The following is a 21,739-nucleotide window of genomic DNA, read 5'->3' as shown; positions in this document are numbered from 1 at the left end:
CGGTTCTCCTTGGTTCCCTGTTCGGGAGGTTGGTCCTGGAAACCCGATTCTCTCGGATTCCACTGGCGAACCGCCGCCTTCAACCTTCAACTACGCCTGGGACATTGCCGCTCGCTTGCCGCTCATCCTGAATTCTTCACTGCCGTCGAGGCGATTCTTGGTGCTTCAAAAAATCTCGACCTGGTCGATGTCCCTGTCGACGAAGACAACAGCTGAGTCACGATCCATAGACGCCATCATGAATGAGCTTTTGAAAATGCGGACCAACCGTGGCGGGTACGTATACGTCGTGCGTCGCGATCTGGAAAACACGGGCCGAACGTTGCTGCGGCTATACAACGCCCGCGGGGAACCGGTCCGCAGTGAACATACCCACATCCACCGCGAAAATCTTGACCCGACCGGAAGCGCAACCGCAGCGATGCATGCCGGACTCAACGTACTTGGGCCGGATTTGAACGGCTATGCGCGTGCGAGTGATGTCAAACGCGAAATCTCCCGTCTGAAGCAGGATCCTGCTAACTACCAGATCCGGCAGGTCGGAACACGCTGGATTGGTGTGTGCAACAGCACACCGCCGCAATGTCCGCCAGAGATTCCTGCACCCGATCGGTAACAGACCGGCAACCCACGACCCGCTCATCTCCGGATGCAGCGGGTTTTTTTCGCCCGGACATTTTCTCTGCTCAGTCAATCGCCCGGTAGCGCGGGTTTCCTTCGTTCGGAGAGGTTTACACCATGAAAGCAGAGATCCAGATATTCGGTTTTGGGGAGGCGCCGCGTGCAGCTGCGCTCGGATATGTGATGCGCGAAGTCATCGTGGGTACGGAAGATCAGATTAGCCAGCGCTTCGAGGGTGATCTGATCGCCGTGAAGGGCGCGGCCATCCACGGTCAGCCTGGAGCATTTGAATTCGCGATATTCACGAAGGGGGACTTCAAGCGCGGAAGATCATTCGGTGAGCGACACGAGCTGCTGCGCGCCGCTGTACTCGCGCAAATCGCTTATTGGGATGCGTTAAAGCGCCTGGAAAATGCACTGACAGATCGAAAGGGCTTCAGTGACCGTGCGAATGACGATGTCATTGATGCTGTCAGCGATCTCGCGGCGGCCGGCCCGGCGGACCCGTACGGCACGATCACCGAAGAACATCTCCGCCGCGTGATCGACATTGTCGAGCAATATCCCCTCGAAGATTAACCAGGCAACAGGTTGCATGCCGACCCAACCCACACAACCCGCGCGTCTTCGGATGCCGCGGGTTTTTTTCGCCCAGCCATCTCCTGTGCTCAGACAATCGCCCGCTCGTCCGGGCTTACTCAGGAGTATTACCATGGACATCACCATCAACGAAGCACAGCGTCTTTTTGTCATCCCGTGCTCCGGCGGCTACACATGTGCCGGTTTCGACTATGTGCTCAAGCAACTGCGCGTCCTGGCGGAAAAGCTGGGCGAGTATGGCATTGATATTGGCCCGCTTGATCCGGCCGCGATCGGTACCACCCAGCAGTATCACCAATATCAGGCCGCTGTCGCGCTCATCGGCAACCGTGACCTCGGAACGTGGTTCGACCCTGACACACCGCGCAAGGTCGAGACGGTTCTGGAGACCTGTCGCAAGAGTGGTGATCGCATACGGATCTTCTATGGTGACGCAAAGACGGGCCGCGACTGGATGGAAGAGAACGACGTCGTCGGACGGGTAGGGCGATCGACCGGAAAAATGAAGATCCCACTCCTCATCCCGGACGCAGACTGCGGCGGTCCCGGTATTCTGGACCACTGCATCGTTCGCATCGTCGACGCGAGAAGCCGTCGCGACCTCTACCGACATCCCGAGTACCACTTGCCGGCGCTGGTAATCAGTGAGTCAAAGGGCGCGAAGGGCTACACCCACAGCGTTCACGCTGATGGCAAGCTCCAGGCGAACTTCAAGTCGCACGCGAAGGCGGCACACTATGTCGCCTTCATCGCCGGCGAAACGATGGACCAGCCCCGCTGATCCCAAACGACGTCGCGCTACGTCAACCAGCGCCCGGCCATCCATCACGGATTGCTGGGCGTTTTCCTTTTCAGGCTATCCCTTGTCAGGACCACGCTGGCCAGCCCTGCAACTAATTTTCTGCCTTACATCTTTCCCGCATTGATTCCGCCTGGAAAGGCTTACTACGGAGAGATCCATGAAATCCACACAAGACCTGCCGCTCGCCAACACGCCTTCGCATACGGCAAACAAAGACGCCAATCAGTTCACCGTCTCGAAACTGCCGATCGACCGTGAGACCATCGCCTCGCGTCGTCTGCTCGAGATGATCGAACAGGTGGAACTGCTCCCGGCACCCGGCAAGCGGACCATCTGGGAAATGCTGCTCGATGCCGGCGCCGATGCCGGTTACTTGCGGTACCGGGATCCGAAGGACGACTGCTTTACTGTTTTTCCGGCGGCCCTGCAGTTCCGCATCACGACCGCAAAGCTCGACGGCTTCCTCATCATCGAGGATGACCCCGAAAACCGCTGTTTCCGACTTCACCTGCAGCACGAAGAAGGGATCGGCATGCACACCATTCCGAAGCAGCTCTACCTCAGGAACCTCGCCAGCGAGATCTATCGACTGGTTGATGACGGCGTTGCCCGCTCACACAGCAGCGCCTGCAAACTCATCGCCGACGACGCGGGCCTCCATATCGCGCCCATCGCCGTGATGTAACCCAACCAGCCCCTGTCCGGATTCCAGTCCGGGTCAGGGGTCTGTTTTTTTGGGCGCACCGACTGCGTGAGCCAGCTGTCGGCAAATAAAGCGTCGTCTCTATCACCACGCACCCGACGTTTTTTTCGCCCTGGCATCTCTACCCGCAACGACGTTCTGAAGGCCTCTCTCCGGCCTTCTCATCCCATCAACCCGATTCCGGAGCAATGACCATGACTCAAAACACATTTTCTACAACCCGTTTGATCGGCGGTGGTGGCAAAGGTATCCGTCTTGTCGACGGGACCCACATGCTGCAGCGCCAGGGCTGTTCGTCCACCATCAACGGGAAGATCGGCGCGGCGTTCCTCGAGGTCCGGCTCGCAGTGCCTTACTGCGTCTCCGAACTCTTCTATGAGGACGGCGACCATGGTCCGCAACATAATGCACGAGGACGGTACTCAGCGGGTGATTTCATGAACCCTCATGACATCATCCCTGGGAGCCTTGTCGAGGACGCGCTCAACTGGATCGAAGCCACGACCCGGCGGCGCCCGGGCGCGATCCGGCAGCAGATTCATGCCTATATGTTTGGCTTCGGGAGCCCACCGCCTCAACATGCGAAAGCGCTCGCCGGCATCGGAGCGCCCGGCTGGGTCGATTCTCCAGCCAGGGATCTGCTCCTCCTGCGCTTCCGATACGACAGCGGCACCCAGTCTGTCATCGACGCGCAGAGCAACTCGGTCGTTGCGAAACTCCCTGAAACGAGCTCGTCCGCGCTCCCTGGTACGTTTGACCCCTCAACCGTGGAAGTTACCTCCGACGATGCCGAGGCGTCGGCGACACTCCTCAAGGCTCTTCGTATCGGCTTCCACCAATGCGACACGCGCCGCGGTAGCGACTATTGCATGCGTCGTTTGACGTGGCTTGCCGCTGCACTCTTCCAGGAGGCGTATCCGGGACGTGAGATCGAAGTGTTTGTGCTGGCGGACGACGCGGAAACGCCCGCGTCACTCGTCGAGCCGGCCAGTGTGCGCCGTATTCCGCAGGCCAATAGCGCGCTCGTTTGACCGCTGGTTACGGTCAGCAACTGCATGACATGCACCGTCTCATGCCAACCCACCGACCCTGTCTGGACGAATGTGTCCTGGCAGGGTTTTTTTCTGCCGCGCATTCCCTTGGCAAGGTCAACTGCCTCGAACGAGGCTTACACAGGAGAAACACCATGTCATCGCATCAATGCTGTCTGCGCGGCACCCTCGAGCTGCGCCCGAACGTGGACGACCAGGCTGTCGCCCACGCGCTTGGCCCCTTGCTCGACTGTCGCGGAAAGACCTATGAGAAGGAGGTTCTGGAAGGCGCAATCGATCGCACTGACGCGCAAACCCTTCACCTGTCGATCGACTTCTGGTGCACCGGTGGCGGATATCGCATCGATGAGATCGACGCAGCTGTTGAGTCCCTCGGCGCGCTCGTTGCCGATGGCGGGTACCTCGAACTCGTTGACTACGACACCGGCGACACCGATGCCGCCATCACACCGTATTTCGTCGGTGAGACTTTACGGGATCGGAACCTCGCTTGTGTTCAGTACGGCCTGTTTCAGGCAGAACAGTGGCTTACTCATAGGTCAGAAATATAGGAGACAGATGGATGCTTGAAGAACGAGCGCACGAGCTTCGGGTTTCGTCCAATGTGTGCGAGCTGTTCGTGAATCCGTGGTCCCAGCTTTTCGCCCTTTTGCAGAGGGCGTCGTGCGACGCCGGTGCGCTTGACGTGGCTCCACACCAACTCATCCGGATTGAGGTCCGGCGCGTAACCGGGCAGAAAGTGCAAAGTCAATTTTCCCTGGGTGTTGGCGACGTATTCCTTGACCATGGCTTTCTTATGCGCAGGCAATCCGTCGACGACCAGATGAACCGCCTTGCGGCGATTGAACATCAACTTCTTGAGCAGTGTCACGAACAACTCACCGCTGAGCCCACCTTCGTACGTGGCAAACCAGAAGGCGCCCTTCGAGTTGACGGCAGACGCCGCGCTCATACTTTGCCGCTGGCCCGGACGCTCGACAACGGGCGTTTCACCTCACGGCGCCCAGGTCCTGCCATGCACCGAATCAGCCCGGAAGCCCGATTCGTCCCAGAAGAAGATGTCGGCGTTTTCCTTGCGGGCCTGCCTGGCAATGGCTGGATATGTGTCGTGCTGCCAGCGCTCGATTGCTTCCGGGTTGCGCTGGTAAGCGCGCTGCAACGGCTTTTGCGGTGTCAGGTTCAAGCGCGCCAGCATCGTACCTATCGACGCCAGGCTCAGCGTGACATCGAACTCCCGTTGCACCAGCTCCCGAACCAGGTTGCGCGTCCACAGCCCGAAGTCAAATCCATACTGCATTGGATTCTTGCCATTAATCCAGCGCAGCACCTGCTGTTCCTGCGCACGCGTGAGCTTGCGGGGGCGGCCCGTGCCTTTGCTGGAGCGCAGTGCCCGAACGCCACATCCGCGACCGCGCGCCTGAGCCCGGACCTTGTACGCCCACGAGCGATGCATCCCAAACGATGCCGCAACATCATTAGGATGCGCTCCCTCGGCCATGCGTTGAACCGCCAGGATGCGCATCTCTTCAAGCGTGTTGTGAGCCAGGCTCCGACCGTCCCGTTTCATGAGCGCCCCTGTCATTCACACTCGCTCAAGCATAGACCATTTGTCCGCAAAATTTCTGACTTATGAGTAAATCTGCACTCGGTGCCGACGCCATGAAGCGGATTGAGTCCTTCGTGACGGCGTTTCCTTTACTCGAGACCGCGCAGGCCGGTCCAGCTTGAGTTGACATCATCGGTCGGCTCCAACCATCCAGACCCCACAGCCACCACTGTGGGGTTTTTCACTTTTCGAGCATGTCAGCCGCCGTGTTGTTTTTGACAGCACATCTCTGGAACCACGTTTTTTCACACTCAGGCGCGTTGCGACACCGCGAACCCAGCGCCTTTTCCCGGAGATTGCAAATGGCTCATCCAGTTCTCACCATCACCGCCGCCAACGTTCGTGAAGGCGATACTCTCTGCTTCAGCAGCCCCCGTTTCAACGTCGTCATCGAGCGAATCACGTCGGACGCTGACGACCGCCTTCGCTTTCATGCGAATGACGAGACCTGGTCGGAATGCCGTTCTCCCGGCGAACTGATCATGGTGCAACGTACCAGTGATGGTAGCTATCATCCTTGCCGTCACTGGCAGCCTGACTGGTCAAAGTTCTCCCTCCTCGTGGTTGCCGCATCGGTTGCTGAGGCCATGGACGGTTATTACAAGCACGACCGCCTTAATCGTCCCGGTGGCCATCGCGAGGTGCTCATCGCCAGCAGTGAAGCCTCGCTTGCAAAGGACGGCTTCACCTGCCTTGCAAGCCACTACGACAGCAAAACCGGTGACGGTATCTGGGCTCGCAATGCCATGGCAGGTATCGAGTTGTTCTCTGATGATCCCCACGCGTCTGGTGCGGGAGGTACTTCAGGCGCAGCACCGGGCACCAACACTCCGCCTGCCACGGCACTCGATCCCATGCGTTTCAACCAGACCTATGGGGTCGTGACCGATGAAAGTGCGGAACAAGGCGATTTCGCTGAGCGTGGATACGATTGGGAGAATGAACCCATGACGTTCCGCGATCTCGTTCAGCTTCTGACTCGGGACTATCGAGGTGCAGAGCCGAGCGAGTCACACGGTGTGCCTCGCTGGATCACGGCGCACGGCGAACAGGATGTCGTCGACGGCAGCTATCGCGAGATCAGCCTCCACCCAGCCAACTCGCGGGCAGAACGCTGGTGGAGCAGGGCACTTCGGTACGCAGGCGTCGTAAGGAGCATTGACCTGAATACCTCCATGAAGGGATGACCGGCACCACTGGTCTTTCGTATCAATCTCTTCTGTGATCAAGGAGCTTCACATGTCCAGTACTGATTCCCTCGTCTTCGACCCGTTGCCGGATACCAACGAACTACGTGGGCCGACCGCCGAACAGGTCGATTTCGGAAAAGCACGCTTTTACCGAACGGCCGTTATGCGTCCGGAGATCGCGGACGTCTTTCCCGAACACCGTGAAATCTCAGGAAAGTGTGTTCGCGTGGTGGCGGACAGCGTTGTATTCAACGCTCGCTTTGGCGAGTGGGAAGTCCTTTTCCGTGTGTATCGGAACATGGGCGACGACAGCTTCGTCTCTCACTTCTTCGCTCGTGCATTGACCAGCCTCTGCTTCTGAGTGGTCGAGGGTCGAACCATCCAGGACCCTGCGTCCTTTTCTCACTATGCCCCTGCCACTCCGAACAGAGTGCAGGGGCGTTTTCCGTTCTGCGCACAAGAATAATTCGATGCTCCAGTTACCGGCGACAATCGATTCATGATGAAGACCTACGTGTACGGGCTCCTGCCGCCCGACAAACCCGATCTCGTTGCAACCCATCTGGCAGAGCGCGCACGGGTCTGGAACCGTCTCGTCGAGCTCCATGAGGCGAGCCATAGCGCCTTCATGGTGACACTCGGTATCCAGCACCCAGACGTCGGCGCCGCCCAGCGGCAGTATGAGGAAGCGAGACAGGCGCTTGCCGACCACCGCCGCAATCCCGGCGCCGGCGGAGTGCCTGCACCGGATATCGAGTTTGTGCTAAAGCGCGCTGTCCAGCAACGGTACGCGGCCATCACGCAGGTTCTCAAACCCCTGAAGGACGAAGTTCGTGATCTGACCCACGCGGCCAATGCCCAATTTCTGAGGGAGGCTAACCAGATCACAGGCGCGAGCTTTCTCTGGTGGCCCAATCGGAACGTCCTTATGCAGGAGACCATCCGCGCCCGGCAGCAAGCTCTGCGCCGCGGCGGCAAGCTGCGGCGGCGCATGGACCTCGAAACTGGCGTACTGGCGATTCCCTTTCCGTCGCCGGTCCCCGTTAGGCACCTGACGGGGCGGTGCCCAAATCTCGCTATCGAAGGGGATGGGCGCAAGCGCACCCTGCGCTTCACGATCGCCACACTGGGTAAAAAGCGTGAGGACAAGGTCCTGGCAAGTTTCCCGATGGTCATGCACCGCCAGTTGCCACCCGACGCGATGATCAAGCTCGCGCGTCTGGTCACCACGCGAGTGGGTGCCTCTCTCAAATACGAGATACACCTGGTCGTCGACATGGCAGTTCCGCTACACCCGAAACAGGGCGAGCTCACGGCGGCGATTAACATGGGGTGGCGCATCACGGAAACAGGCCTGCGGGTGGCCGCCGTTCGATTTTCCGATGGCAGCGAGGAAGTCCTCGAGCTGCCAGCGGAATGGATGCTCAGGTTCGACTACATGGAAGACCTCGAGGCGAGCGTGCGCCGAGCCGCCGCGGTGGACATGCCTCTGATACTTCCCGAACTCGAACAGGCCCCCGCGAAGTTGCGCCACAGCGTCGAGCGGATCGCCGCCCGCCCCGGCACCGCGCTCGGCCTGCGTGCGCTCGGGGAACAGTGGGCCCGCGAAGCGCCGCTTCCGCCGCACCTCCATGCCTGGTACCACGGCCACCGGCGAAAATTTGACGAGGCCGTTAACCTCAGGAAGCACCTGCTCGCACGCCGGACGGCCATCTATCGCAACTTCGTGGCCAGCCTCGGCCGACGCGTGCACGACATCACCATCGAGCAGCTCGATCTGGCGATCCTGGCCAACCGCCAGAAGAACGACGACAGCTGGATTGTCGAGCAAAGGAGGGGACACCGACAGCGTGCCGCATTGTCCACGCTTCGCGCGTTTCTTTCCGAAAGCGAGCGTGCTGGTCGTTTCACCGTCCACCGGCTGTCAATTCCCTACCTGAGCCAGGAGTGCCACATCTGTGGCACCCGCAATGCGGTGGGCAGCCCGTTGATCGTCACATGCTCAGGCTGTGCCGCACAGTGGGACCAGGATTTCAATAACGCCGCCAACCTGCTTCGTGCGATACAGAATCAGAATAGAACCGCAGAGAAGTAAAAATAATCCTTTGCAGATTATGACTGGATATGTAAGATTGTCACGAATTTTTGACAGTCGTGCTGCGCGTGTATTCGCGGCAATGCCAAGCCAATGTCGGGGGCACGGCAAGCCAGCACAAGCCACAACGGGACCATGCCAGGAATCCACTCACCATCGCGCTGCCCAAACAGCCTTCTGGCACCCTGGACCGAGTCCAGGTCCAACCTGACCGAGCGGGACGCAGATGCTGCCCGCAGGCGCGCGGCGCGCGCTCCTGCGCGACTGGCAAACGGGTGACCCAGCCATGGCTGACGACCACCTTTTCGACGAATCAGCGTACCGGTCAGAACTGGTCAGCCTTGGGATACCGCCGGCGGACGCCGCGCAGACCGCAGCCAACATGGCGCGTGTCCGTGCGACACGTCCCGCATTGAAGTCATCACCTGCCGGGAGCATCGCTCTTCCGCCAAAGGGCACCGAACTTTTCGACGATCCGGCGCCTGCTCCCGAGCGAGCGCCCGCCGACAAGGTTCGGCGCACGGCGAGTCTCCAGAAGTCAGATCCTGGTGCGCTGACCAAGCGCCAGCGGATGCTGATCGAGGAAGCGTTGATGATCGAGGAGGAAGAAGCGGGCGTCGCCGGCGCCACAGGCTATCTGGCCCGAACACTGGCACAGGCTACGCTACCGCACTCGGATCCAAAACTACCGCTCGGACACATCTATAGTCGCGACACAGGGAAACTGACCCTCACTGTGAGTCCCACGAGCAAACGCTACGGCATCCCGTACGGCTCTGTGCCGCGCATGATACTGGCCTGGATCTGCACCGAAGCGGTCTACACGAAGGAGCGGACCTTATCGCTCGGGCACAGCCAGGCGGAGTTTCTCGAAAAGGTTGGGCTTCACAGCAACGGTCGCGACATCAAGCGATTCCGCGACCAGAGCATGCGTCTCTTCAAAGCCGTCATTTCCATCGAATACGTCGACGACCATGTCGACTCGTCGAAACGCCTCATGATCTCGGATCAGTCCAACGTCTTCTGGCATCCGAAGTCCGTGGACCAGAAAACCATCTGGGAAAGCACACTCGAACTCTCACAACGCTTTTTCGACGAGATCCTGAGCGCCCCGGTCCCCATCAAGATGGAGGTGTGCCACGCGCTCACGAAGTCTCCGTTCGCCATGGATATCTACGCATGGGTCACCTACCGCATGTATATCCTCCGCGTCTCCGGGCGCAGCGAAGCCCTGATTCCTTGGATTGCCCTGAAGCAGCAGTTTGGCGCCGGCTACCCGGACACGCAGCGAGGCGTGTATGACTTCAAGGCCAATTTCAAAAAACGCTTGAGAGAGGTTCTCACGTTCTACCGCGAAGCTGACGGTCACGTTACGGTTACCACCGAACATTTGCGGCTTACCCCCTGTCCGCTCCACATCGCTCCCCGCTAGACACCTGGTCCGTGTCGGCACCCTGACCGGCCTCTGGCCGGTTTTTTTTCGCCAGGCTTTCGCGTACCGCACGCCGCGGCGTTACCCGCCCTGTCAAGCCTGCATAACCTTGTGGATAACCAGACTTGTCCACGTGTATCCGCTCAAATAGCTCCAACGCCTTGCCAGGCAAGCGAATGCGGCTGATTGGTCTGGGTTGTCCACGTGTATCCACTCAAATCACCGCGTGTATCCGCTCAAATCCGTGCGTGTATCCGCTCAAATTTTCGCCACGTGTAATCGCTCAAATCCCTTGCTGGACAAGGAGTCTGGAGGGGGGCGGTGTCCCTGCAAGTAGTTGCAGGTAGCTTTTGCAGGTAGCTTTTGCAGGTAGTTCTTTTTACAGGTAGATGGCGACCCTCGACCGTGGACAACGCGACGCGTTGCCCACCGCCTCCAGCCGCTCTACGACGACATAGAGATATTTTTTCAGACAACCCACGCGGCCATCGCGCAACGAAACCTGTGCTTACCCACCAGACGAAGTCAAGCGGCCGCGAACGCCCCGGCGCTCCTGGTGTGCCGTTGCAGCACGTCCGCCAGCTTGCATTCTTTTCACGACGACATCTCGTGGCACTACGCCATCGAGCGGAATTTCATCGGAGAAATCGTCATGCAGAACCTGATCGACCTTGTTGAATCTTTCATCGGCAACTCTGCCGCTCATACGGCCGCGAGGCAGACGCCGGCTGGAGCTACCTTCGAATCGGCGGCGGCGCAGATGGAAGCGGCACTGTTGCGTGTGCGCGAAGCGGGGCACGCGCTCTTCATCGGTCAGCAGGCTGCGGAAGCCTACGGGACCTTCCTTGCCACGGTGCGCGAGGAGGGTAAAGTGGGCAAGGCCTACGTCGCCATCATGTACCGCGGAGAGCTGGAGTTGCAGGTGCGCGCTGACAGCAGGCTCGACGATCTGCTGCCCGAGCGTCTCGACAGCAATATCCAGTTCGTGCTGATCGATCGCAGCAATCGGCAGGGCGATGCTTGGAAAGCCACGTTTTACCCGCGCGAAGCCGTTACGACCTTCGTCAAGGGGACGTAAGCGGGCTCTGGACCGCCACCCCGACCGCCCACCAGAGGAGTTATCGTCTGGTGGGCGATTTTTTCATTCACCACCCTTCAGTCGAGATTGACGTCTCAACCGTTTCAAACGCGCAAAAAAGCCCGCAATGCCATTCCGGCAATTTGCGGGCTTTTGCATTCTTGACCCTACCCAGGAGCGGGCCTTGATATCCAGAGGGCTGAGGTCCAGCTATTCCCTCATGACCGGTTTCACTCGGACTGCGGCCGCGGCGATCCACCCGCGCGGACCTTGTCAATTGCCGCCTCTGCCGCCTTCTCATAGCTTCGAAACAGATCCGGAAAAAGAGCCAGTTGCTGCTCAAGTATGTCATACAAGGACAGGCCGCCAGCGCGTTTGACCCGATGGTCGCCAGAGCCTGTTAAGGACCGTTTGTACGTCATGTTTAGCTGTTCCCGTTATGCGTGTTTATCGTGTTGCATCCCGTCTATCCCAGTACCACCAGAACACGTGACCTTCGATGGGCGCATCGCGCGGTAACACAAAACAGATCAACGCTTTCGGCTTCACTTCCAGAATCTGGTAACGACGGCCCGTGCGCGTAACCAGCTCGTCGCCCGCGACCGGCATGTCACCGTCCCAGCTGCTAACGCGCAATTTAACCAGGCTCCAGGGTGGTTTCATCGGTCGCCTTTGCCGTCACCAATTTTCCGTGGCGCCGCTGGCTTAACGGGCCTTGGCCATAGCTTGCCGAAGATACCTCTGCGTTTCTTCGGGAACCCGCTGCTTCGCGACGAAAGCCACTTTGCGCGCGATCATGTCGCCATAGACGTCAGCCAGACGGCTAACCGTCTGGCTGAGCGAAAAGCCATCCGTGCACGGTTCAAGTTCCATCCAGTACGCTATCGCTGCGCACACTTCATCAACACCGAATCCATCTTCATCGACGACTGCCGTGTCTTGCGTATGCATGTCGGACCTCGAAGGAGTGACAGCACGTGGTTTTTCATATCGGTCTTGCCGTACGGCCACATATGACGCACGGGCGCCGAGATTAAAAAATGTTGGCGATTAAACCCTCGCCACCGGTTCGAACTTCATTTCCTGCTACCGAACGGATGCCCGTCGGTTGTTGATTCAACGGACGCGCTCCCCGACAAGGTCTATCGGGACTGCGCCGACTGGCCCTTCCTTCGCGCTACGGGCTCGAGCAGGAGCGGCCCGCAGGTCGCGCCGACCACGATTCCGAGGGCAAGCCCCACCAGGAATACCGTTGCCCAGGTGCCATCTGTTCCGTGCGCTGCGATCCATCCCTGTGTCGCCTCGCTGCGCAGATCCTCGTACCAGAGAAACAGCACATACGCGATCACCGCGACCATCGTCCACTGCCCGGCGCGCGATCGACGCCAGCGCGTTACCACAGCTTTCATCTAGACTCCCATAAAGGGGTTTCACATTGAACTGGCGACCCGCCTCGCAAACCGGTGTCGCGAGCCTGTCGCCGCCCCGCGCCAGCCGCACATGCACGCTGCACAAGCCGTGAGTTGCGCGGTGGAATAGGGCGTGCACAACTTCGACGCAACACTTCGTCGTCTGCCACCACCAGCAGCCGCTTTCGAGCCCGCGAAAACGCCGTATACACGATCCCGCGATGCATGAAGTCCGCGTGACCGTCCGTGCAGATGAAGATGACCTCGCGGTACTCCGAGCCCTGCGCCGCATGCACCGTCAGGGCGTAAGCGAGAACTAGCGCATCAAGGTTTGTGCCGGGATAGCGGATCTCGCGCCCGTCATCGAGCGTAACCACCAGGTACGACACCGAATGGCCCGCAGCGTCCAGATGACACCCGGCCAGCGTGCCTGTGTCGCCATTCACCACCTGCTCATAGCGCATCTGGCCATTCGCTTCTTCTCCCTGCTCAAGACGCAGGTTCTGCCTGATCATCAGGCGATCGCCTAGCCTCAGGCCGGTACCGGGGACGCGCCGGCCCTGCGCATTCAGTTGCTCGCGCAGCGCCTCGTTCAGATAGGTCACGTTCCACCCCGGCACCATCACGTCGCCGCGCCGCGCGCCCATCAACAAGCCTACGTTCTCGATGCCGCTGCGCCTGACCGCGCGCAGATACGCGCCTATCACCTTGCCCACGCCGGCGATGTCGGTCGCCGGCAGTTGATGCGAAAACCTTACATCCGGGCGGTCCACGCAATCGCATTTGCCAGCCCGCGCCTGGCGCACGACTTCGAGAATTCCGCCATCGTTGCGATGGGTCGTCGAAAGTTGCTGGTGATCCGCATCCAGCTCGAGCAGGTCTACAAGCATTTGTCCCGGACCAACCGATGCCAACTGGTCCGTGTCGCCCAACAGGACTATGTGCGACCCGGCGGGCAGCGCATCGAAGAGCGCACGCGTCAGAGCGAGGTCATTCATGGACGTCTCGTCCGCGATCACGACATCCGCAGGCAGCGGGTTCTTCTCATTGTGAGAGAAGCCGTCGGCGTCCACCCCGAGCGTCGCATGTACCGTGGCCGACGACATTCCCAGACGCTGCACCCGGGCGCCTAATACTTTTGCTGCCTTGCCCGTCGGGGCACAGAACACAATCCGCCGCCCCCCGGCGAGGGAACACACGACCTGGACCAACACTTCGATCATCGCCGTCTTTCCGCACCCGGGACCGCCTGTAAGTGTGTGCACGGTGCACGTCGACGTCAGCATGCCGATCATTGCCTCGCGCTGGCTGTCGTCGAGTCTGAACGATTCACCCATGCTCCACTCGGCCATGCGCACTTCAAGCTCCAGTTTCTCCCGTGGGGTCTCGATGATGGGCGCCGACGCTACCGCGAGGCGCCGGCCAAGATGCTCCGCGAGCGCCAGTTCACAGTTGTAAAGCCAGAGCGGGTAATAGCGGCCTTCAGTCACCGCGATCGGCTCGCCCAGCTCGACTGCGGCGCGTAGCGCAACATCAAACGCCACCGTCGCATCGTGTTTCGCGATGCGGCGGACGACTTCGTCAGCCGTCAGGAAGGTGTGGCCGGCGCGTTCACAGCCTTCACGCACCGCGTGAGTTGCGAGGGCCGCCAGACGGAAGACGTGGTCGGACGGAAATGACAGATGGTGGCCGATCGCGTCTGCCGAGGTAAACCCATAACCGTCAAGTGTGCGGACGGCCTCGTACGGATTTCTGGAAATGCGTTCCCAGGCAGCTACCACCGGGTCCGCCTGCGTGCCGACTCGCTCGAATACCCAGCCCGCAAGACGTCGCAGGAGATGATCGCGCACGCCGCTGGTACCGAGGCGCAACGAGAGGTTCCGGTAAATCGCAACTTCCGGACCCTCGTCGTGCGACATGCGCACCGGACGCTTTGTCACGACGCTGAAGTCGATCGCATGAGGATTCGATACCAGCTGCTCGCGCAGCGCATCCAGCCCGCCGGGCAGCGCGCATGCCCACGCAACCAGCTTCGCCGCAGTCCTCTCGCCACAGCCGGCAAAGTTTCTTCGCAGATGCCGGCGCAATGCTCCTTCGTCCTGAGGCACCTCCAGGACCGCCGCGCGAACCTCGAGCTGCCGCCCGTACCGGGCATGCTCGCGCACCCATCCGGCCAGCCGGTAATCGTTGCCCTCACGCAGACCCAGCAGGGTCTCGCCGACACAAATCAGGAACGAGCCATCGGCGATACGGACACTCGCGCGTGCCCACTTGCCGTTGTAGACGGTGAGGGTGGAGAGCCGACCGACGATTTCATCCATGGCTGAGCTTGCGGCGCGGGAAAGAACGGGGCGAACAACAGAATAAATTTAAAACCAGCTTGTGGTTAATAATACCTTCAGGAGAGATCGAGATTTATTTTTTGCCCACACATTTCCGTCGCCAGGTCAACCCATTGGGGAAGCCTTACTTTTTACTGACGAAATGGGGAGGAAAGATGAATCCAGCCTGTACTTCCGCGGAGCAGGGCAGTGGCGGGGCACAGGAAACGAACCTTTCCATGTGGACCCGCGCGAGCAAGGCAACAGTTCCACACGCGGATGCCGCCTCGCAAGCAGATTCAGGCGGTATTGCGGCAGCCTTGCGGCAGTTGGCGTACCTCGCGAGCGCGGTATTCGGCCCGATCGGTATCGGTTGGGGATATGACCTCGAGGAGGATGTGTTGCGCGAAGGTGCGCCCATTGTGGCTGCAGGGCAAGTGGTTGGTCGTGAGCTCATGCATACGGCCCGGATCCGCTTCTGGCATCGACGTAGCGACCACCCGCAAGAGAAGGTGGAATTCACTGCGCGCGCTCATGCCATGTTCGTCTCCTCGACGAACGCGGGTCCGATGACAGATCCTGATGCCCCCGCCCGGACGGAGCTGCAGGCGTTCGCGGTCTGCTTGTCGAAGATCGGATTCAATGTCGGGGGCATTACTGCTTTTGCGCAGCAAACAGCCATTTCAGTTCAGGCGAAGGTCACGCCGTCAGCGGAAGCCGGGTGCACTACCGGTGGCAGCTCGGCGGTCGGACCCATTCCCGCCAATGAACGCGCCATCCTGGACAACAAGGTAAAGGGACTCGCAGTCGTTGACGACCCGGAAAACATCCGCCGTGCCAGGGAGATGGTTTCCTCAATTCTCCAGCACCCATTGGCTATCGCGGAGTTTCAGGAAAAAGCTAACCAACGCATCGAAGAGATCGAACGCAGCAGCACGCGTTCGGCCCACTTCTGACCCCCAGCCCGTGTGACTTCGTCGCACGGGCTTTTTTATCCTGGAACGAAATGCACTTCAGGCCAGTCACCACCCGCACCACCCGACAGGTCAAGAAACGCTCCTCTCATGAGGTAGAGCCTTTCGACATCCGCCTTATCTACCGGAAGGCCTTCGACCTCGGGCTAGGCGGGCCTGTCGACACCGCGAGTGCACTGTCGCTGGGCCTGGGCGCCACGCTGTCGTCACCGTTTTTTGCTGGCAACGTTCCCGCCCTCGTGCCGTTCGGTGCGGCGCTGGCCGGCTCCACGCACCTCGCGCGCCGCATCCTGAACCCATGGAAGCGACACTTCCACCTGAACAGCTCGATCGACGTTCGCTCGTCGCCCGCTCCCGTGCACGGCACAAGCGGGCTGATGGTTGGCTACGCCACCGACACTGGCGAACCCATCATCATCGACGACGACAACCTCTTTCGCCACGTCTGGATCGTTGGCCAGTCTGGCGTCGGCAAAACCGTCGCCGGCTCGCTGATGATGTTCCAGCAGATCCAGCGCGGAGGAGGGGTGCTCTTCGTCGACGGCAAGCTCGACGAGGACAACATCCTCACGTTGTACCAGTTTTGCAAGTGGGCCGGGCGCGCACACGAATTCTTCGTTCTTAACCCGGGCAACCCTGCACTTTCGAACACCTACAACCCGATCCTCGAGGGGGATCCGGATGAAGTCGCCGCGCGCCTGCTATCGCTGATCCCGTCCACCGAATCCAGCGCCGGCGCTGACTACTACAAGCAGTCGTCCAACCAGGCCCTTGTCACCATCATCAGTGCCTGTCAGAAGACGGGCCTTGCGTACAACTTCTACGACCTGGCTGTTCTGCTGAACAACGCACGTGCGCTCGAAGAGCTGCAGGCGACTCTCGTCAACCGGTTCCCGCGCTCGGATGAGGCCCGTAACCTGCGCCTCTTCCTCGACAACTACCGGCACCCGTCGAACGATCCGAAGAACCCGCTTCGCGGCCAGATCGACGTGAAGAAGATGAAGGATGTGCTGGGTGGCATGGTCGGGCGCCTGTTCACATTCGGCACCAACCAGTTCGGCGAGGTGATGAACACCTACAAGCCGGACGTGCGCCTCTACGAAGCCATCAAGGGCAACAAGATTGTCTACGTTGCACTGCCTACGATGGGCAAGGACGTCGCCGCATCGAACTTCGGCAAGATGGTGCTGGGCGATTTTCGTACCGCAGTGTCGTGGCTGCAGGCGAACCGCGCAGACAGGCCGAAAATCCCGTACATGTGCTTCTTCGATGAAGCGGGCTCGTACGTTAACGAATCGTGGGCCCGGATTTTTGAGCAGGCACGATCCGCAGGAATCTTTCTTTGCCCGGCAGTACAAACAGAGTCGAATTTTAAGGCCATCAGCGAAGATTTCGCTGAAATGGTCACCGGCAACACTACTACCAAACTGTTCTTCCGTATCGGCTCGCAGGCGACTGCCGAGTCGGCAGCGGACCTCATCGGCAAGCACCTCACTGTCAGGCGATCGATGACCGCGTCGGACAGCGCCTCGAAGTCGCAGGACGCGTTGCGCGCTGCGCCTGGCGCGACCACGGGCGATTCCAGCGGCGAGAGCTACGCCGAGCGCGAAGAGGAAGTGCATCGCGTGACGCCTGACCAGCTCAAGGCACTCGACAAGGGCGAGGGCGTGATGCTGTACGAGGGCAAGCACGTCTACAACTTGCGCATTCCGCTCGTGAGCATCACACCCGAAATGAAGCAGAAGATTGGTCCGATCCGGATCAACAAACCACGTTTCTATAAACGGGAAGGTTTCAACTACAGCGATCCGGACAAGCTGGATCGCTTCCTCTCGACCACACATAGCAATAGCGGAGACGGCAATGGCCACGCCACAGCCTGAGGGAGTATTCGATGCACATGGGGAAAGTCTGGACGATAGCGGTGATCGTTGGGATATTGATGGTTTTGATACCACCGATACGGCACGTCGTCTCGCATTTCTTGACCGCCTTCGTCAGTCCCGCGATTCGGGTGATCTTGAAGGGGATGATCCTCTGGATCTGGGCATTCTTGAAAGGGATCATGCGCCACCACCTCGTCTTGATCCGAAATTTGCTGATGCCCCGCCAGGCACTCTTCAAGACGCTGGACACATCGGAAAGCGACGACGAGTAGCCGAGCGGCTCGACTACATCACGCCCGAGGACTTCGAGGAAGGTGCCGAGCGAGACGCTTTCAAGCTCATCTACGGCTTTGCCGTCGCGCTCTTTGGCACTAACGCGACGGCCGAGTCGCGCGCGCAGGCGATCGAATTTTTCTTTTGCGAATCACCCGATCACTTCAGCTTCCCGGAAGCGGCGATGGCGATTTCACCGACAATTCGCACAGACGTTGTGCTGCTGCGTTTCCAGTACGAGTTCTGGCGCCGGTACGATATATTTGCTGAGCCCTTTCCGTTCATCAGCTCATTGCCGGTGCCGCCGCGCGTGGTCAACGCCGCGGCCTTCGCGGGCAGCGATATTGGTATGCTCGCGGCACGTAACATGTGGCTGCAGCCGGGGATCCACATCAAAACCCTGATCGCCGATATTGGCGAAGAGCTCGACATGCGGACTGAAGCGGAGCACGAGAGGATCCTCAATGTCATCAATGAGATGACCGACGCGTATCTCTTTTCCCGCAAGGGCGACAGCCTTTATGTGACGCTGCGCAATCCGGAGCTCGAGCAGGAAGAGTGGGCCGCGAAACACCGCGTCGACAGCTCCCGCTCGAAAATCTGGTGGACGAGGCTTTTCTGAGCCTGCAGCGCGCCTACAGAGGCCGCGCTGCCACTTATTTTTCGCCACGCATCTCCATCACTTTGACTACGCCCGGCATGGGAAATGGAGATCGTGATGCAGCAGCTTTTAAGTTTTGCCGCTGGGTTGAACCAGCTGCTAAAACAGGTGTACGATTGGATCATGAAGAAATTCATCGCCCCCAATGGACGTGAAGTGCTCAAGGCAGTGACTCCCTCGGGCGTCACAGTCAGCATGGACACGTCTGTGCCGCTCGAGGCGCTCGAGGCCATGCAGAAGAAGCTCCAGGCAGATCTCTCTGTCGACGAGCATGCTGTGACTGGCCATCGCCGTCCCGTCAAAAAGCCCCACCAGAAATAGCATCCCGGAGAACCTCATGCCTACCTCGCAATTTGTGCGAGGCCAGGTGCTGAAGTGTCTTTTCCCGTACGATAACGCCTCTGATCGACCCGGTCCCCATCCTCACTACTGCCTTTATGTGCAGGACGTCGAGGTGCAGGACAAACGATTCGTAATGGTCTGTTACGGAACATCCCGTCTTGATCCCGCGTTGCTGCGTGCACACTCCGGAATGATCCTGAGCGTGCGTTCGCCCATGATCAAAGGCGAGATGCCTGGCGATGTAACCCATTTCGTGGCGGATCACGTTGCATTGCTTCCGTGCAACGATGACTGGATCTATGGCAGTTTCGATGCTCGACTTGATTTTGTGAAGGAGAGCAGCAGGACGAAGACACCGGAGCACCGGCGCCTCTATGATGCGTTTGTAGCTTTCGAGCGCGTAATGAAACGTGCAGCATCCGACGGCATGAGCCTCCTCATTGCCAACGGCACCGTGGGCTTACCCCCACATATAACGCTTCGCTAACCCAATACGCCCTGTGCAGCATTGCTGCCGGGGCGTTCTTCTTGCGCGTCGGCCCGAAAAAAACGAGCCGGAAGTTCGCAAGCTGATGTTCCACCGCGGCACGTTAAATATCTGGTGCACAGTGATCATGCTCCGCGACCATGTGATTAGGAATCCTGATGCAATTTGTCATAATAAAAGTTATCGAAGTCAGTGGGTGTAGAGGCTAAGTTCAAATGTCCGTTTTCCCGCAGCGTATACTTTCCGGCCGCCACCTTGGCGGCGCCGGAGGCATGGATGGCTGCGACCGAACGGATAACGATGACGATGCGTGGGGTTGACCGCCTCCAGACGATCCAGTCAGCGAAACGTAACGGAATACATCTTGGCGCGCCGAAGAAACGCTTCCTTGGCTCCTTCGAGAATGGCGCACGCCGCATCCCGCGTCTTAGGATGGTCGATTGATCCGCGGGCGACTATCTCACCTTTGTCGTTGGCAGCCTTCATCACGACAATCTGTTCGGCGTCGCCCAGGACCGCCACGTTGGCGTTGTGGGTGACGATGATCACTTGGCGCCTCTCCTTCGCCCTACGCAGTACCGGAACGAGCGTCGAGTAGATGAATTCTCCATCCAGGTTGTCCTCCGGTTGATCGATGATGAGAGGGCGGTCACTGTCGGCGGAGAGCATTAACGCCAGTAGCACCGATTGCTGCTGTCCCAACGACAGCTTCGAGAAGTCCTTTTTCAGGTACCGCGCGTTGCCCTCGCCGTCGACAATCCGTTTCGTGACCTGCAAACGCGGCAGATCGTGAAGTGCTACGCGCTCCAATGCGTACTGGACCACCGGAACCGCCAGGCGCTCGATGATCATCTTCGCTTCATCGCGCTTGAAGACGTCTACTCCCTCCGGTGTCTTGATGCCGAGGATAGGTTTGACGTCCTGCTTTGCGACGGCCGCGAGAAGCACCGGTACGGTGAGCTCCTTCACTAGCCATGTTGCACGCTGTTGTTGGTTCGTTCGCCATCCCATCGCTTCAACGATGAGGTCCACCGCCTCTGGCGAATATGCGCTCTCGGCGTACTTTAGGCTCACATTGAGGTCCGAAAGCGCTTCGCGCAACGTGCTTGATGCCACCCGGCCGAAGGCAGTCCGCAGTGTGGCAACTCTCTCTCGAGCGCGCCAGCGCTCCAACAGCGCGTCAGCACGTTGCTTGCGCAGGTTTGCAAGATGAGGCACCCAGGCGTTGAGGTTTTTCACATTCTGCTGATGGGTTGCTTCGTCCTTGGCTAATTTGGCGATGTAGGACATGTCGAAGGAGACTTTCAGTGCCTCGAGTTCTCGCCTCTTCGCGTCAATTTTCTTCTGCGCCTCCGTCTCCTTTATCTTCCATTCGGCCATCTGAGCCGTCACCACCGCTTCGAAGGTCGAGAGGCCGGCCTTGATATTCGATTCAGCTGTGGACACTGTGGCTTCGAGCATTGCCGCCCCGGACACGATTGTCTTGAACTCGACCCCACCGACTGCGAGCTGTTTGGGATCGGCGAGATCCCGAATCTCCTTGGCCGCTTCACGCGAAGGTAGGGAGGCCGACTCTCGCTTGGCCTGCGCCAAAATGTCGACAATCTGGGTGCGCACCTCCTTCTCGGTCGCCAGCTGACGCTGCAACGCGATCAGTTCCTTCACATCGGGTTTCTGTAGCGCAGCAAGTTGCTGCTTGGTCGTCGCGAGCAGCCGTTGATGCTGCGGGATAAGCTGGACTTTCTGCTCTGCAGCTTCGATTTCGCTCTGTAACTTGAGTAGTTCGTCCCGGGCGGCCTGCTCTTCCGCCAGCGCTTGCGCGCCGTCGACGAAGCGATCCAGGTAGTGCAGCAATGCCAATGGATTGTTCTGCGCCTGCACGCTGATCTTGGCTGCTTCACCCTGGCCGAAGCAATCAATGTCGAAGCTGACCGGTCCGGTCTCGGCATCGTCCAAGTTCTGGATCTCGCCGTTTTTGAGCCGGAACAAGTTGTGGTCTTGCCCCGCCTTGTCGCGCCACACAAGGGTAAGCGATCCATTATCGACGTCTACCAACTGACGCTCTGAGCGAGGAGCATAGGTGTCCACCTATTTGGTGAACCGACCCCGGAATGTTGGACACGTTGACGTTAGTGCTGCTTATATTTCATTCTGTATTGGACTGGTGTGAGTCCTCGTAATCTTAGCTTGATTCGATCGTGGTTGTA

22 protein-coding genes and 2 pseudogenes are annotated in these 21,739 nt (G+C 59.4%); 17 read left to right on the top strand and 7 right to left on the bottom strand.

The genetic code is table 11. The annotated features are described in order from the left end of the window. The 7 genes from HV711_RS33305 to HV711_RS31460 form a co-directional block, all read left to right on the top strand. On the top strand, positions 1-216 hold a 216-nt coding region (locus HV711_RS33305; RefSeq protein ID WP_217468973.1), incomplete at its 5' end, for a hypothetical protein. A 22-nt stretch (positions 217-238) separates the two neighbouring features. After that, positions 239-616 (top strand): hypothetical protein, encoded by a 378-nt coding sequence (locus tag HV711_RS31485; RefSeq protein WP_208459265.1) that lies wholly within the window; start codon positions 239-241, stop codon positions 614-616. Positions 617-738: 122 nt separating this feature from the next. Continuing rightward, on the top strand, positions 739-1,200 hold the full coding sequence (locus HV711_RS31480; RefSeq protein ID WP_035478431.1) for a hypothetical protein: 462 nt from the start codon (positions 739-741) through the stop codon (positions 1,198-1,200). A gap of 133 nt (positions 1,201-1,333) precedes the next feature. Then, positions 1,334-2,002: a hypothetical protein gene (locus HV711_RS31475; protein ID WP_035478432.1), complete on the top strand. Its 669-nt coding sequence runs from the start codon at positions 1,334-1,336 to the stop codon at positions 2,000-2,002. A 178-nt stretch (positions 2,003-2,180) separates the two neighbouring features. Further along, positions 2,181-2,708 carry a hypothetical protein gene (locus HV711_RS31470; RefSeq protein ID WP_051223973.1) on the top strand — a complete coding sequence of 176 codons (528 nt, stop codon included), beginning with the start codon at positions 2,181-2,183 and terminating at the stop codon, positions 2,706-2,708. 212 nt (positions 2,709-2,920) lie between these two features. After that, complete coding sequence (locus tag HV711_RS31465) at positions 2,921-3,757, top strand: hypothetical protein (protein ID WP_175145575.1); 837 nt, start codon at positions 2,921-2,923, stop codon at positions 3,755-3,757. Positions 3,758-3,912: 155 nt separating this feature from the next. Continuing rightward, on the top strand, positions 3,913-4,329 hold the full coding sequence (locus tag HV711_RS31460; protein WP_035478435.1) for a hypothetical protein: 417 nt from the start codon (positions 3,913-3,915) through the stop codon (positions 4,327-4,329). Here the strand turns inward: HV711_RS31460 and HV711_RS31455 are convergent. Beyond that, a pseudogene (locus HV711_RS31455) lies at positions 4,311-5,345 on the bottom strand (IS630 family transposase). The gene HV711_RS31460 and the pseudogene HV711_RS31455 overlap by 19 nt on opposite strands. A gap of 341 nt (positions 5,346-5,686) precedes the next feature. Between HV711_RS31455 and HV711_RS31450 the strand changes: the two are divergent. The 5 genes from HV711_RS31450 (at position 5,687) to HV711_RS31430 (ending at position 11,179) form a co-directional block, all read left to right on the top strand. Next, positions 5,687-6,571 (top strand): hypothetical protein, encoded by an 885-nt coding sequence (locus HV711_RS31450; protein WP_035478438.1) that lies wholly within the window; start codon positions 5,687-5,689, stop codon positions 6,569-6,571. Positions 6,572-6,623: 52 nt separating this feature from the next. After that, positions 6,624-6,935 (top strand): hypothetical protein, encoded by a 312-nt coding sequence (locus HV711_RS31445; protein WP_035478440.1) that lies wholly within the window; start codon positions 6,624-6,626, stop codon positions 6,933-6,935. Between the two features lie 138 nt (positions 6,936-7,073). Then, positions 7,074-8,669 carry a zinc ribbon domain-containing protein gene (locus HV711_RS31440; protein ID WP_175145572.1) on the top strand — a complete coding sequence of 532 codons (1,596 nt, stop codon included), beginning with the start codon at positions 7,074-7,076 and terminating at the stop codon, positions 8,667-8,669. 286 nt (positions 8,670-8,955) lie between these two features. Next, complete coding sequence (locus tag HV711_RS31435; RefSeq protein WP_254604945.1) at positions 8,956-10,101, top strand: replication protein RepA; 1,146 nt, start codon at positions 8,956-8,958, stop codon at positions 10,099-10,101. A 652-nt stretch (positions 10,102-10,753) separates the two neighbouring features. Continuing rightward, positions 10,754-11,179 carry a hypothetical protein gene (locus HV711_RS31430; protein ID WP_175145570.1) on the top strand — a complete coding sequence of 142 codons (426 nt, stop codon included), beginning with the start codon at positions 10,754-10,756 and terminating at the stop codon, positions 11,177-11,179. A gap of 447 nt (positions 11,180-11,626) precedes the next feature. Here the strand turns inward: HV711_RS31430 and HV711_RS31425 are convergent, their stop codons facing one another. The 4 genes from HV711_RS31425 to HV711_RS31410 form a co-directional block, all read right to left on the bottom strand. After that, entirely contained in the window at positions 11,627-11,842 is a 216-nt protein-coding gene (locus tag HV711_RS31425; RefSeq protein ID WP_082201406.1) for a hypothetical protein, read from the bottom strand. A 42-nt stretch (positions 11,843-11,884) separates the two neighbouring features. After that, positions 11,885-12,130, bottom strand: coding sequence for a DUF3717 domain-containing protein (locus HV711_RS31420; protein WP_035478447.1), 246 nt, complete (start codon positions 12,128-12,130; stop codon positions 11,885-11,887). 191 nt (positions 12,131-12,321) lie between these two features. Next, entirely contained in the window at positions 12,322-12,588 is a 267-nt protein-coding gene (locus tag HV711_RS31415) for a hypothetical protein (protein ID WP_175145568.1), read from the bottom strand. Continuing rightward, complete coding sequence (locus HV711_RS31410; RefSeq protein ID WP_035478451.1) at positions 12,585-14,909, bottom strand: AAA family ATPase; 2,325 nt, start codon at positions 14,907-14,909, stop codon at positions 12,585-12,587. The genes HV711_RS31415 and HV711_RS31410 overlap by 4 nt, the downstream gene beginning before the upstream one ends. A gap of 101 nt (positions 14,910-15,010) precedes the next feature. Here HV711_RS31410 and HV711_RS31405 point away from each other — a divergent pair, with 101 nt between their 5' ends. From HV711_RS31405 to HV711_RS31385, 5 genes are all read left to right on the top strand, one after another. Next, entirely contained in the window at positions 15,011-15,865 is an 855-nt protein-coding gene (locus HV711_RS31405) for a hypothetical protein (RefSeq protein ID WP_175145566.1), read from the top strand. 50 nt (positions 15,866-15,915) lie between these two features. After that, positions 15,916-17,766, top strand: a complete 1,851-nt coding sequence (locus HV711_RS31400; RefSeq protein ID WP_082201407.1) for a type IV secretory system conjugative DNA transfer family protein — start codon at positions 15,916-15,918, stop codon at positions 17,764-17,766. Further along, a complete protein-coding gene (locus HV711_RS31395) occupies positions 17,747-18,664 on the top strand; it encodes a hypothetical protein (protein WP_175145564.1) in 918 nt (305 codons plus the stop codon). Before HV711_RS31400 ends, HV711_RS31395 begins: the two co-directional genes overlap by 20 nt. 84 nt (positions 18,665-18,748) lie before the next feature. Then, a complete protein-coding gene (locus HV711_RS31390) occupies positions 18,749-19,024 on the top strand; it encodes a hypothetical protein (RefSeq protein ID WP_035478460.1) in 276 nt (91 codons plus the stop codon). A 16-nt stretch (positions 19,025-19,040) separates the two neighbouring features. Further along, positions 19,041-19,532 carry a hypothetical protein gene (locus tag HV711_RS31385; protein WP_027693485.1) on the top strand — a complete coding sequence of 164 codons (492 nt, stop codon included), beginning with the start codon at positions 19,041-19,043 and terminating at the stop codon, positions 19,530-19,532. A 339-nt stretch (positions 19,533-19,871) separates the two neighbouring features. On the opposite strand, the pseudogene HV711_RS31380 reads toward HV711_RS31385, so the two are convergent. Together HV711_RS31380 and HV711_RS34025 are read right to left on the bottom strand one after the other, a co-directional pair. Then, positions 19,872-21,563 (bottom strand): annotated as a pseudogene (locus HV711_RS31380) (AAA family ATPase); the annotation flags it as partial. Between the two features lie 98 nt (positions 21,564-21,661). Next, positions 21,662-21,739, bottom strand: a 78-nt coding sequence (locus HV711_RS34025) for an IS3 family transposase (RefSeq protein WP_175145578.1), incomplete at its 5' end; no start/stop codon positions are given.

Source organism: Paraburkholderia phenoliruptrix, from assembly GCF_902859825.1.
Taxonomy (GTDB): Bacteria; Pseudomonadota; Gammaproteobacteria; order Burkholderiales; family Burkholderiaceae; genus Paraburkholderia; species Paraburkholderia phenoliruptrix.
The sequence above is the reverse complement of the archived record's forward strand: the minus strand, read 5'-3'. Positions and strand labels throughout refer to the sequence as shown.

What these genes read in the sequence shown, in the direction of transcription:
- HV711_RS31415 (WP_175145568.1), bottom strand. Translation starts at nt 12,588, where the DNA reads ATGAAAGCTGTGGTAACGCGCTGGCGTCGATCGCGCGCCGGGCAGTGG.
- HV711_RS31385 (WP_027693485.1), top strand. Translation starts at nt 19,041, where the DNA reads ATGCCTACCTCGCAATTTGTGCGAGGCCAGGTGCTGAAGTGTCTTTTC.
- HV711_RS31390 (WP_035478460.1), top strand. Translation starts at nt 18,749, where the DNA reads ATGGAGATCGTGATGCAGCAGCTTTTAAGTTTTGCCGCTGGGTTGAAC.
- HV711_RS31440 (WP_175145572.1), top strand. Translation starts at nt 7,074, where the DNA reads ATGATGAAGACCTACGTGTACGGGCTCCTGCCGCCCGACAAACCCGAT.
- HV711_RS31435 (WP_254604945.1), top strand. Translation starts at nt 8,956, where the DNA reads ATGGCTGACGACCACCTTTTCGACGAATCAGCGTACCGGTCAGAACTG.
- HV711_RS31395 (WP_175145564.1), top strand. Translation starts at nt 17,747, where the DNA reads ATGGCCACGCCACAGCCTGAGGGAGTATTCGATGCACATGGGGAAAGT.
- HV711_RS31470 (WP_051223973.1), top strand. Translation starts at nt 2,181, where the DNA reads ATGAAATCCACACAAGACCTGCCGCTCGCCAACACGCCTTCGCATACG.
- HV711_RS31425 (WP_082201406.1), bottom strand. Translation starts at nt 11,842, where the DNA reads ATGAAACCACCCTGGAGCCTGGTTAAATTGCGCGTTAGCAGCTGGGAC.
- HV711_RS31420 (WP_035478447.1), bottom strand. Translation starts at nt 12,130, where the DNA reads ATGCATACGCAAGACACGGCAGTCGTCGATGAAGATGGATTCGGTGTT.
- HV711_RS31445 (WP_035478440.1), top strand. Translation starts at nt 6,624, where the DNA reads ATGTCCAGTACTGATTCCCTCGTCTTCGACCCGTTGCCGGATACCAAC.
- HV711_RS31475 (WP_035478432.1), top strand. Translation starts at nt 1,334, where the DNA reads ATGGACATCACCATCAACGAAGCACAGCGTCTTTTTGTCATCCCGTGC.
- HV711_RS31480 (WP_035478431.1), top strand. Translation starts at nt 739, where the DNA reads ATGAAAGCAGAGATCCAGATATTCGGTTTTGGGGAGGCGCCGCGTGCA.
- HV711_RS31485 (WP_208459265.1), top strand. Translation starts at nt 239, where the DNA reads ATGAATGAGCTTTTGAAAATGCGGACCAACCGTGGCGGGTACGTATAC.
- HV711_RS31400 (WP_082201407.1), top strand. Translation starts at nt 15,916, where the DNA reads ATGCACTTCAGGCCAGTCACCACCCGCACCACCCGACAGGTCAAGAAA.
- HV711_RS31460 (WP_035478435.1), top strand. Translation starts at nt 3,913, where the DNA reads ATGTCATCGCATCAATGCTGTCTGCGCGGCACCCTCGAGCTGCGCCCG.
- HV711_RS31465 (WP_175145575.1), top strand. Translation starts at nt 2,921, where the DNA reads ATGACTCAAAACACATTTTCTACAACCCGTTTGATCGGCGGTGGTGGC.
- HV711_RS31450 (WP_035478438.1), top strand. Translation starts at nt 5,687, where the DNA reads ATGGCTCATCCAGTTCTCACCATCACCGCCGCCAACGTTCGTGAAGGC.
- HV711_RS31410 (WP_035478451.1), bottom strand. Translation starts at nt 14,909, where the DNA reads ATGGATGAAATCGTCGGTCGGCTCTCCACCCTCACCGTCTACAACGGC.
- HV711_RS31430 (WP_175145570.1), top strand. Translation starts at nt 10,754, where the DNA reads ATGCAGAACCTGATCGACCTTGTTGAATCTTTCATCGGCAACTCTGCC.